Consider the following 11,194-nt stretch of genomic DNA (forward strand, 5'->3'; position numbering starts at 1 on the left):
TTCATAAGAAATCCAGAGCGAAAGTCACCGTCGCCAGCAGCGCCGCCGCCCTCGTTCTGTGAAGCGGCTTATAAGGCCCCTAACCCAAACAAGTCAACAACCACATGCAAAGTTTTTTGACAGTTTTATAACACACTGATTCTGTTGGGGGAATTTCAGGGGCCGTCTGTGGAGCCATTCCGACACAGTGCGCACTCCCCCGAACATCGGGCCAATACACCGCCTATCGTCCCCCACGCGCCATTATCCGCACCCAAAACGCCCGATTTTCGGAACCGAACCCCTCTCCCATGTGTTTCTAGACGTGTTTCTATCGTCAGCAACAAAGGAGACAGCCCAATGGCTTCCAATACAGATGATGTGAGATCCGCCGTTAGCAAGGACATCAGCGCCCTGCAGCAGGAGGTCGCCCGTCTGCAGAAGATGATCTCGGCCCAGGGCGCGGAGGCCTATTACGAAGTGCGCGATCGCGCCGGCAAGGCTTATGAGGATATGGCGCCCCGCGCCAAGACCGCCGTTGCCCAGATCAAGGCCGAAGGCGTGGCCGCGGCGGACGCCGCCCGCGAGCATCCGGCAGCCACCACCACGGCGCTGGCGCTTGCCGGCGCGCTCGGCTTTCTCGCCGGCTATCTCTTAAGCGGCGCCCAGGCCGCCCCGCAGCGCCAGCAGTGGTGGCGATAGCATTCGTTAACATTAGATGTATCTAATTTGTTTACGGGCCGGATGATCCGAAGTATCATCCGGCCCGTACTACTTAGGTCTTAGAAAAACCCGTTTTTCAGACCAATAATGGAGACTATAAAGAACGAGGGAGGACTGCTGATGATTGCCAAAGGATCGAACTGCATCGTCGAAGTCACGGTAGACGGAGCGCAGGGCCGCCTGGCGGTCGGTATCATGAATATGCAACAGGCTCTTGAACTACCTGAAATGCCCAGCGTATCCTACACCCATCCGGATCCCGCCAAGGCGGCAGCCGGCGTTACCATGAACCGCGAGCAGCTCGCGGGCTTCATGGCGCGTCACTAAGAGCGATCGCCACCGCGATCCGCTCCCTATATATAAATGCGGCCAAAAAGAAGAGGCGGCGCCACCGGCGCCGCCTCTTCTTTTTGGCCGAGCGACAGAGCCCCCTCCCCTCTTGCCCCATCCTTCTTGTCCCATCCTTCTTATCCCCGCGTTTTGCGCCCCCGCGTCTGGCATCCCCTCACCGTTCATGCCAGAAACGCCGATAACCCAGAAACGCCGATAACAAAGAGCAGAGGAACAGGCGATTGAGAGAGCGGCGCGCACCGCAAAGGCAGAACGGCCGCAACAGGCCTGAAGCCGTCGAGAGCAAGCGGGTGACCCTGCCGCGCGCTTTGTCCAAGCTCGGCTACTGCTCGCGAACCCAGGCCGAAAAGCTGATCGCCGACGGTCGCGTCACGGTCAATGGCCGCACCGTGCTCGACAGCGCCGCCTGGATCGACCTCTCATCGGCGAAGATCAAGGTCGACGGCAGTGATGTCGCCGCCGAGCCGATGACCTATCTGATGCTCAACAAGCCGCGCGGGCTGGTAACGACACGCCACGATCCGGAAGGCCGCCCGACCGTGTTCGATTGCCTCAAGGATGTCGACACCCCGCATCTGTCGCCGGTCGGCCGGCTGGACAAGGCGAGCGAGGGCCTGCTTCTTTTCACCAACGACACGGTCTTCGCCCAGGCGCTGCTCGACCCGGTCACCCATGTCACCAAGACCTATCACGTCCAGGTCGATCGCGTCATGGAGCCCGAGATGCTGGCCGAGATGGCCTATGGTGTTCGCCACGACGGCGAACTCCTGAAGGCGACGGCGGCCACGCTTCTAAGACAAGGCGAGCGCAATAGCTGGATCGAAGTCGAGCTCGACGAGGGCCGCAACCGCCAGATCCGCCGCATGCTGGAAGCGCTCGGCACCGAATGCCTGCGGCTGGTGCGCGTGGCGATCGGCGACCTGAAACTCGGCGATCTCCCGAAAGGTGCGGTACGGGCTTTGACCGAGGCCGAGCTCAAGGCGCTGCGCCGCCGCGCCGGCATGGAAACGACCAAACGGACCAGATGACATCATGACAGACAGCGCCGCCCTCGCCCCGCACGATTTCTGGCAGGAGCTGCACGCGCCCGGCACCTTTTCGATCGGGGTTGACTTCACATCCTTCTATGTCGCGACGCTGACTGACGGTCGCCAGCTCCGCCTGCCGCTCCGCCCGCTTGCCGATGGCGAACATGCGCTTGCCTCGCTGATCGTCAACCAGGCGAGCTTCGAGGTGTTGGACGCGTTGGCCGGACAGCTCGCCGACAGGCTGAGAGCCCTCGATATCGACGTCGTCGCCGGACTACCGACGCTCGGGCTGACGCTTGCTTCCGCCGTGGCCCAGAAACTCGGGCACAAACGATATGTGCCGCTCGGCACCTCCAGGAAGTTCTGGTATCGCGACGACCTCTCCGTCCCGTTGTCGTCGATCACCACCCCCACACAGCAGAAGAGCCTCTATATAGATCCGCGCATGCTGCCGCTGCTCGAAGGCAGGCGCGTCGCGCTGATCGACGATGTCATCTCAAGCGGCACCTCGATCGTCTCCGGCCTCAAGCTGCTGTCGGCCTGCTCCATCGAGCCCGTCGCGATCGGCGCTGCCATGCTGCAATCCGAGCGCTGGCGCACGGCGCTTGACGAGGTCGGCCCGCACTGGCTGGAGCGAACCGTCGCCGTCTTCGCGACCCCGATGCTCGATCGCACCGAACAAGGTGCCTGGCGCGCGCCCTGCATCTGAGTCACCGTCCCTAATATAGAGTGCGCCCCATTATAGACTGCACTCTGCGCCCGCCCCTCTATACAGCGCGCCGCGAACCGCTACAGTCTCAGTCAGCACGTAAAGCAGCGCATCAATCCGGAAGACCTGATGACCCCAGAACAAGCATGTCTGCTGATCCTGCTGATCGCGATGCTGGTTCTGTTTCTGATCGACCGCTTCAGGGTCGAGGTCGTCGCGATCGCCGGCCTGCTTGCCGGTTATGCGCTCGGGCTTTACCCGACCGACGCGGTCTTCGCGGGCTTTGCCAGCCCCGTGGTCATCACCGTCGTCGAGATCCTGCTGGTGGTCCAGGTGCTGGCACGCACCCGCTTCTTCGACAGGGTGTCGACAGCGCTTGCCAGTCGCGGCATGCGCGGCACCGGCGTCATCGCCATCCTGTCCGGCGTGACCGGCTTCATCTCCATCTTCATGAACAATATCGGCGCCTTCTCCATCTCGCTGCCGGTGGCGCTGCGCATCAGCGCGGTCGGCGCCATTCCCAAACGGCAGCTGATCATGCCGATCTCGTTTGCCGCCCTGCTCGGCGGCCTCGTGTCGCTGATCGGCACGCCCGCCAATCTGCTGGTCAGCAACGCGCTCGCGGCCGCGACCGGTGAGAGCTTTCGCCTGTTCGATTTCGCCTATGTCGGCCTGCCGGTCGCCGCAGCCGGCATCCTCATGACATCTATACTGGCGCCGCTGCTCTTCCCTGCGGATGACGAGAACGATGCGGCAGCGCCCGAAACGCCGCGCCGCCGCATGGTGGCCGAACGACGTGTTCCCGCAGGCTCGCCGCTGATCGGCGCGAGCCTCGCCGATCTCCCCACCCGCTTCGCGCTCAAGCCGCACGCGCTGCTGCGCAACGACACCTTCGTCTTCGGATCCGCCGAGCGCTCCATCGTCGAGGCCGGCGATCTCCTGCTGGCGGAAGCCGACGACACGGTCCTTATCGAACTCGAGGCATCCGGCGCGCTGCAGGCCGACCATTGGCAGGCCGAGGCAAGCCGCGTCGAGGCCGTCGTCATGCCGGAGAGCACGCTGGTCGGCTCGCGCCTGCGCTCGCTCGAGGTCTTCACTATGCGCGGCATCGCGATCAGCGCCCTATCCATGCGCTCCCCCCGTATCGAGGGACGCTTCAAGGATCTGCAGCTCTCGATAGGCGACGTCCTGGTACTGGAGGGCGACCGCGCCGCGATCGCCGAGGCGCTTGAGGAATGCGAGTGTCTGCCGCTCGCCTCGCCGCCCGTCCCGCCCTCATTCTCGCTGAGCTGGCAGCCCTTCGCAATCTTTGCCTGCGGTATCGCCGCGACCACGGTCGTGCGGCCCGATATCGCGCTCGCCGGTGTCGTCCTTGTGCTGGCGCTCTTCAACTACCTGAACATCCGCCAGGCGATGGCAGACCTCAACTGGCCCGTCATCATCATGCTCGCCGCGATGATCCCGATCGGCTCGGCCGTCGGCACCTCGGGGACCGCCGAAGTCATCGCATCGGCGCTCGGCGCCATCCTTCCCGTATCGCAGCCGCTGGCGGGCATCGGCGTGGTGCTGTTGCTGGCGATCGCGCTGACGCCCTTCGTCAACAACGCCACCGTCGCCATCGTGCTGAGCCCCATCGCGATCGAATTCGCCGCCGCCGGTCACCACCAGCCGCAAGCCTATCTGCTCGCCGTCGCGCTGGGTGCTTCGCTCGATTTCCTGACACCCTTCGGCCATCATAACAACACGCTCGCCATGGGCATCGGCAGCTACCGCTTTTCCGATTTCATCCGCGCCGGCCTGCCGGTGACGGTGCTGAGCTACTTTTTGAGCCTGCTGCTTCTATATGTCTTCTGGGTTTGAGCCCCGCTTGCTTGACATCCCCGACGATGGAACTAGAGCAGGGGAAAGCCCCGATCATACCGACCCCGTAACCCAAAAGGACGGTCAAGCCCGTGCGTATTCTCTCAGAAGCCCATTTCCCGGAACTGCCGAATTACTACCGCGGCAAGGTGCGAGAAAACTACGACCTTGCCGATGGCAGCCGCATCATTATCAGCACCGACAGGCTGAGCGCGTTTGACCGGATCCTGACCTGCATCCCCTACAAGGGCCAGGTCCTCACCCAGACGGCGCGCTACTGGTTCGAGGCGACCAAGGATATCTGCCCCAACCACGTCATCGCCTATCCCGATTCGAACGTCGTCGTCGGCAAGCGTCTCGACATCCTGCCGGTCGAGATCGTGGTGCGCGGCTATCTCGCCGGCACCACCGGCACCTCGATCCTCACTCTTTATAAGAAGGGCGAGCGCGAGATGTATGGCATGCGCCTGCCGGATGGCATGCGCGACAACCAGAAGCTCCCCGAGCCGGTCATCACGCCGACAAGCAAGGAATTTGATGGTGGCCACGACGAACCGCTGATGCCTGATCAGATTGTCGAAGGCGGTCTGCTGACGCAGGCGCAGTGGGATACGCTATCCAAATACGCGCTGGCGCTGTTTGCCCGCGGCCAGGAAATGGCGGCCAAGCGCGGCCTCATCCTCGTCGACACAAAGTACGAGTTCGGCACCGACGAGAATGGCACGATCATCCTCGCCGACGAGATTCACACCCCAGACAGCAGCCGCTACTGGCTCGCCGATAGCTACCAGGCAAGCTTCGATGCCGGCACGCGCCCGGCAAGCTTCGACAAGGATTTCGTCCGCGCCTGGGTCGCCGAACGCTGCGACCCCTACAAGGACGAGATCCCCGAGATCCCGACCGATCTCATCGAGCAGACCTCGGCTGTCTATATAAAGGCATATGAAGCGATCACCGCGCAGACCTTCGTGCCCGACGACGGCGGCGCGACCCCGGTGGAGCGCGTGCGCAAGAACCTCTCGCGCTACTTCCCGTAGTCGCTCAATCGCGCGAAGGCCTGCGACTTTAGCTTGCAGGCCCTTTCAATGTCGCGTTAGATTTTGAAAAACACCGAAGCCGGGCGGATCCGGCTGGAGAATTCATGGCAAGAAGGCCAAGGCGCAAGGCCGAAGAGACCCGCGAAGATATCATGTCGATGGCCGAGCAGCTGTTTCGCCAGCGCGGTTTCGTCGCCGTCTCGATCGCCGATATCGCCGCTTCGCTCGACATGTCGCCGGCCAACGTCTTCAAGCACTTTCATTCGAAGACCGCTCTAGTCGACGCGATCGCCGAAAGGCACCTGAGCGATGTCGCCGACCGCTTCGTCGCCGATGACCTGCCGCCGCGTGAGCAGTTGCTCCGCTTCGTGCTCAGGCTGCTCGACAGCCACCTCGAGGACATCCAGAAGAACCCCTACATCTTCGAAATGGTCCTCGTCAGCATCGAGGCCAAGATCGAGGCCGGCAGGCGGTATCGTGAAAAGGTCATCCAGAAACTCGAAGCAATCATTCGCGAAGGTGTCGCGGAAGGCCGCTATCACTGCGCGGACCCTGCGCGCGCCGCAAAGACCGTCGCCGATGTGCTTGCAGGCGTGCTGCATCCGGTTCTGATCGTCAAGGACGATAAGGAAACCCTGGTCGAGCGAGCGAGGCAGATCGTCGATTTCGCCGATGCCGCACTGCAAAATAGCACTTGCTAAGTGACGATTCATAAATTACGTCACTTTCTAAAGGCTTTGTTAATTCGCATCAGAGGCGTTTGACTCCGGATCGTTTGTCGTGTGGCATCCCCGGCAGGCTTCGATCCGCGAGCCAGCGCATAGGGAATTGAACATGATACGTCGCTTTCTCCTCGTTTCCTCGGCTCTTGCCATCGGTGGCGTTCTCGCCGCCTGCAGCGACAGCGGCAAGACACCGGCCGCGGGCGCCGGCGGTGCCGGGGCGGCTCAGCAGGCGGCCGCTGTCGGCGTGATCACGCTGAAGAAGGGCGACTTCCCGGTCACGACGATCCTTCCCGGCCGCGCCGAAGCGTTCCAGACCGCCGACATCCGTCCGCAGGTGAGCGGCCTCATCCGCGACATCACCTTCCGCGAAGGTGGCGAGGTGAAGAAGGGCGACGTCCTCTATCAGATCGAAGACGCCCCCTATGTCGCAGCCGTCGCCCAAGCCCGCGCCGCCATCGCCAAGGCCGAAGCCAGCGTTCCGAGTGCACAGAGCAACTTCGACCGCTACCAGCGGCTTGTCGGCTCGGGCGCCACGCAGATAGAGCTTGAGACAGCACGGACCAACCTGCTGCAGGCGCAGGCCGAGGTCGAATCGGCAAAGGCCGCTCTTTCCGCCGCCGAGATCGATCTCGACCACACCAAGATCGTCGCTCCCTTCGATGGCGTCATCGACCAGACGGCCTATAACGTCGGCAACGTCGTATCCGCCAACCAGACCACGGCGCTCACCACCGTTCGCCAGCTCGACCCGGCCTATATCCTTCTGACGGAATCGAGCACCAACCTGCTGCGTCTGCGCAGCGCGATCGCCGATGGCGAGATCAAGGGCACCAGCGGCAACGACGCCTTCCGCCTGATCCTCGAGAACGGCAAGGAGTACGATCAGAAGGGCACGCTCGACATGTCGAAGTCGGTCGTCAGCGAAACGACGGGCACCTTCACCATCCGCGTGCGCTTCCCCAATCCAGACCGCATCATCCTGCCGGGCATGTATGTCCGCGCGACGCTGGAACTCGGTTCCGAAAACGGCTTCGCCCTGCCGCAGCTCGCAACCAGCCGCAACGCCAATGGTGAGCTTTCGGCGCAGTTCGTATCCGCGGATGGCAAGGTAGAAAACCGCATCTTCGAAAACGCATCGCCATCCAACAATGCATGGCTGGTGACCGAAGGCGTCAAGGACGGCGATCAGCTGATCGTCTCCGGACTGCAGTCGATCACCGCGGGCATGCCGGTCAAGCCGACCGAAATGAAGATCAATGACAAGGGTATCGTCGTGCCCGTGGCGCCTCCGGCCGCCGCCGGCGACGCGCAGAAGCCCGCCGCGAAGTAACGCGTCGATCATTGATCCGAGCCGTACAGGAATTAGCCAATGGCCAAGTTTTTCATCCGACGTCCGATCTTTGCGTGGGTCATAGCGATCACGATCATGCTCGCGGGCGTGCTGGCGATCTTCACGCTGTCCATCTCGCAGTACCCGGATATCGCGCCGACCACGGTGCGCATCAACGCCACCTATCGCGGCGCCAGCGCTGAAACGGTCGAGAAATCGGTGACGACCCTCATCGAGGACGGCATGACCGGCCTCGACGACCTCACATACATGACCTCGACCTCGTCTACCGGCTCGGCCAGCATCTCGCTGACCTTCGGCACGGCGGCCGATCCCGATATCGCCCAGGTGCAGGTGCAGAACAAGCTGCAGCTGGTGCAGTCGCAGCTGCCGAGCGACGTCATCGACGCCGGCATCAGCGTCACCCGCTCGACCTCGAGTATCCTTCTCGTCGGCGCCCTGGTCTCCACAGACGGCAAGCGCAACTCCGTCGATCTCGGCAACATCCTGTCGAACTCGATCGAAAAGCAGGTCCAGCGCCTGGAAGGCGTCGGCAGTGTCAACATCTTCGGCTCCGGCTACGCCATGCGCGTCTGGCTCGACCCATACAAGCTGGTCAAGTACCAGCTGACGACGGGCGACGTTACCTCGGCCATCGAGGCGCAGAACACGCAGGTATCCGTGGGTTCGCTCGGCGCCCAGCCTTCCGTCGAAGGCCAGCAGATGAACGTCACGATCACCGCCCAGAGCCAGCTGACCACCGTTTCCGACTTCGAGCACATCATCTTGAAGGTCGAGAAGGACGGCTCGACGGTTCGCTTGAGCGACATCGCGCGCATCGAGATCGGCCAGGAAAGCTATGGCGGCTCCTCGCGCTACAATGCCCAGCCGTCGAGCGGCTTTGCCGTCAACCTGGCGATCGGCGCCAACGCCATCGATACCGCCGGTCGTGTTCGAACCGCGCTCGATTCCATTTCCAAGGGCCTGCCCGAAGGCGTCGAGATCACCTATCCCTACGACACGACGCCCTTCGTCGAGCTGTCGATCGAAAAGGTCGTGCACACGCTGATCGAAGCGATCGTGCTCGTATTCGTCGTTCTCCTGGTCTTCCTGCAGAATTTCCGCGCGACGCTCATCCCGACCATCGCGGTTCCGGTAGTATTGCTCGGAACCTTCGGCATCCTTGCGGCGACGGGCTATTCTATCAACACGCTGACCATGTTCGCCATGGTGCTCGCCATCGGCCTGCTCGTCGACGACGCCATCGTCGTGGTCGAAAACGTCGAGCGCATCATGACCGAGGAGAAGCTGTCGCCGATGGAGGCCACCGAGAAATCGATGGGCGAAATCACCGGCGCCATCGTCGGCATCGCGCTCGTCCTGACGGCCGTCTTCATTCCGATGGCTTTCTTCGGCGGCTCGACCGGCATCATCTATCGCCAGTTCTCCGTCACCATCGTCTCGGCGATGCTGCTCTCGGCGCTGGTCGCCATCGTGCTGACGCCGGCGCTCTGCGCCACGATGCTGAAGCCGGTGCACGACCACAAGAAGAACCGTGCCAGCGAGTGGTTCAACCGCAACTTCACCCGCTCCACCAACGGCTATGTCCGCTCGATCGGCTATCTCCTGAAGCGTCCGTGGCGCGTCATGGTCGTCTTCCTGCTGGTCGGCCTCGGCTGCGCCTACTTCTTCACCCGCCTGCCCACCTCCTTCCTGCCGCAGGAAGACCAGGGCGTGCTGCTGACCATCGTGACCACGCCGCCGGGCTCGACCACGCAGCAGACCCAGGCCGTCGTAGAGAAGGTCGAGACCTACTATCGCGAAAACGAAAAGGACGCCGTGCAGTCCGTCTTCGGCGCGCTCGGCTTCGGCTTCAACGGCTCCGGCCAGAACAGCGCCATCGTCTTCACCAAGCTCAAGGACTTCGCCGAACGCACGGACGACAAGCTGCATGCGCAGGCCGTCGCCACCCGCGCGCTGGGCGCCTTCTCGCAGATCCGCGAAGCCCAGGTCTTCGCGCTGCTGCCGCCGGCGATCCAGGGTCTCGGCGTCTCCAGCGGCTTCTCCATGTATCTCGTCGATACCGGAGGCCACGGCACAGAAGCGCTCGATGCGGCCTCCAAGCGCCTGATCGGCATGGCCAACACGAGCGGCAAGGTCGTTGCGCTCCGCAGCAACAACAAGGAAGTCGAGCCGCAGATGAAGATCATCATCGACCAGGAGAAGATCGGCGCCATGGGTGTCGACATCTCCTCGGTCAATTCGATGCTCTCGGTCATCTTCACCGGCCGCGACGTCAACGACTTCACGCTGAACGGCGAGATCAAGCCGGTCTACGTCCAGGGCGATGCACCCTTCCGCATGCAGCCCGACGACCTCGACCACTGGTATGCCCGCAACACCAATGGCGAGATGGTCCCCTTCTCCGCCTTCACCCGCACCGAATGGGTGAAGGGCGCCCCGACGCTCGCCCGCTTCAATGCGGTGAGCGCCATCCCGCTCGACGGCGCGTCGGCGCCGGGTGTCAGCTCCGGCGACGCCATGAACGCGATGGAAGAGATGACGGCACAGCTCGGTGGCGGCTACACCGTCGCCTGGCAGGGCATCTCCTATCAGGAACGCCTGTCCGGTTCGCAGGCGCCGATGCTCTACGCCATCTCGGTCCTCGTCGTCTTCCTCTGCTTGGCAGCACTCTACGAAAGCTGGTCGATCCCGTTCTCGGTCATCATGGCCGTTCCGGTCGGCGTGCTCGGCGCGCTGGTCGCGGCAACCGTCTTCGGCCAGGCAAACGACGTCTACTTCAAGGTCGGCCTGCTGACGACAATCGGTCTGGCGGCGAAGAACGCGATTCTCATCGTGGAGTTCGCCAAGGACCGAATGGAGACAGGCATGGGCATCATCGATGCGACGCTGGAGGCCGCAAGGCTGCGTCTGCGGCCGATCATCATGACGTCGCTGGCCTTCATCCTCGGCGTCGTGCCGCTGGCGATTGCCACCGGTGCGGGCTCGGCAGCGCAGAACGCGATCGGTATCGGCGTGCTTGGCGGCATGCTGTTTGCGACCGCGCTTGGCATTTTCTTCGTGCCATCATTCTTTGTGGTTATCCGCCGCGTCTTCTCGCGACGTCAAAAAAATGAGGTATGAGTGTGACATATCTGCACTGTGATAAAGTGAGACTCATTGATACATTGCCGCGAACTGCTTCGGGATGGTGTTTCTCGTTTCGAGCGAAGCGCGGCCGATAGTGAAGCATCATTGCTTCTGACATGAATGATTTTTTTGGTCGAGTTACAGGAAGATAGTTAATGGCGTCTTTTCGTTTTGCCTCTCCGGCATTGTTGCTATTGCTCGCGGGCTGTGTGAGTGGCCCGGATCATGTTCCCCCGGAGATGCCCCTCCCGGCCAAGTTCAATGAAGGCTCGGCCAAGGCCGACGGCGACGTCTCGACGGTC

Annotated in this window: 9 protein-coding genes and 1 pseudogene; all 10 read left to right on the forward strand. The window is 62.5% G+C overall.

The window, feature by feature from the left end; all coding sequences use genetic code 11:
• Positions 1-339 precede the first annotated feature (339 nt).
• Positions 340-681 carry a hypothetical protein gene (locus QTL96_RS22770; protein ID WP_018902525.1) on the forward strand — a complete coding sequence of 114 codons (342 nt, stop codon included), beginning with the start codon at positions 340-342 and terminating at the stop codon, positions 679-681.
• Positions 682-822: 141 nt separating this feature from the next.
• Positions 823-1,029, forward strand: coding sequence for a hypothetical protein (locus QTL96_RS22775; protein ID WP_112946167.1), 207 nt, complete (start codon positions 823-825; stop codon positions 1,027-1,029).
• A 245-nt stretch (positions 1,030-1,274) separates the two neighbouring features.
• Positions 1,275-2,081, forward strand: a complete 807-nt coding sequence (locus QTL96_RS22780) for a pseudouridine synthase (protein ID WP_113200349.1) — start codon at positions 1,275-1,277, stop codon at positions 2,079-2,081.
• Between the two features lie 4 nt (positions 2,082-2,085).
• Entirely contained in the window at positions 2,086-2,790 is a 705-nt protein-coding gene (locus QTL96_RS22785; RefSeq protein WP_289729312.1) for a phosphoribosyltransferase, read from the forward strand.
• A 129-nt stretch (positions 2,791-2,919) separates the two neighbouring features.
• Positions 2,920-4,650: an SLC13 family permease gene (locus QTL96_RS22790; RefSeq protein ID WP_289729313.1), complete on the forward strand. Its 1,731-nt coding sequence runs from the start codon at positions 2,920-2,922 to the stop codon at positions 4,648-4,650.
• Positions 4,651-4,742: 92 nt separating this feature from the next.
• Positions 4,743-5,687, forward strand: coding sequence for a phosphoribosylaminoimidazolesuccinocarboxamide synthase (locus QTL96_RS22795; protein WP_289729314.1), 945 nt, complete (start codon positions 4,743-4,745; stop codon positions 5,685-5,687).
• 104 nt (positions 5,688-5,791) lie between these two features.
• Positions 5,792-6,388: a TetR family transcriptional regulator gene (locus tag QTL96_RS22800; protein WP_289729315.1), complete on the forward strand. Its 597-nt coding sequence runs from the start codon at positions 5,792-5,794 to the stop codon at positions 6,386-6,388.
• Between the two features lie 133 nt (positions 6,389-6,521).
• A complete protein-coding gene (locus QTL96_RS22805) occupies positions 6,522-7,742 on the forward strand; it encodes an efflux RND transporter periplasmic adaptor subunit (RefSeq protein ID WP_289729316.1) in 1,221 nt (406 codons plus the stop codon).
• 39 nt (positions 7,743-7,781) lie between these two features.
• On the forward strand, positions 7,782-10,886 hold the full coding sequence (locus tag QTL96_RS22810; RefSeq protein WP_113200355.1) for an efflux RND transporter permease subunit: 3,105 nt from the start codon (positions 7,782-7,784) through the stop codon (positions 10,884-10,886).
• Between the two features lie 161 nt (positions 10,887-11,047).
• A pseudogene (locus QTL96_RS22815) lies at positions 11,048-11,194 on the forward strand (nodulation protein NodT); the annotation flags it as partial.

This window comes from Rhizobium sp. S163, from assembly GCF_030380805.1.
Classification (GTDB): Bacteria; Pseudomonadota; Alphaproteobacteria; order Rhizobiales; family Rhizobiaceae; genus Rhizobium.

Bases quoted from the DNA above. Each gene is read 5' to 3' on its own strand.
- QTL96_RS22805 (WP_289729316.1), top strand. From the start codon at position 6,522: ATGATACGTCGCTTTCTCCTCGTTTCCTCGGCTCTTGCCATCGGTGGC.
- QTL96_RS22775 (WP_112946167.1), top strand. From the start codon at position 823: ATGATTGCCAAAGGATCGAACTGCATCGTCGAAGTCACGGTAGACGGA.
- QTL96_RS22800 (WP_289729315.1), top strand. From the start codon at position 5,792: ATGGCAAGAAGGCCAAGGCGCAAGGCCGAAGAGACCCGCGAAGATATC.
- QTL96_RS22790 (WP_289729313.1), top strand. From the start codon at position 2,920: ATGACCCCAGAACAAGCATGTCTGCTGATCCTGCTGATCGCGATGCTG.
- QTL96_RS22810 (WP_113200355.1), top strand. From the start codon at position 7,782: ATGGCCAAGTTTTTCATCCGACGTCCGATCTTTGCGTGGGTCATAGCG.
- QTL96_RS22770 (WP_018902525.1), top strand. From the start codon at position 340: ATGGCTTCCAATACAGATGATGTGAGATCCGCCGTTAGCAAGGACATC.
- QTL96_RS22785 (WP_289729312.1), top strand. From the start codon at position 2,086: ATGACAGACAGCGCCGCCCTCGCCCCGCACGATTTCTGGCAGGAGCTG.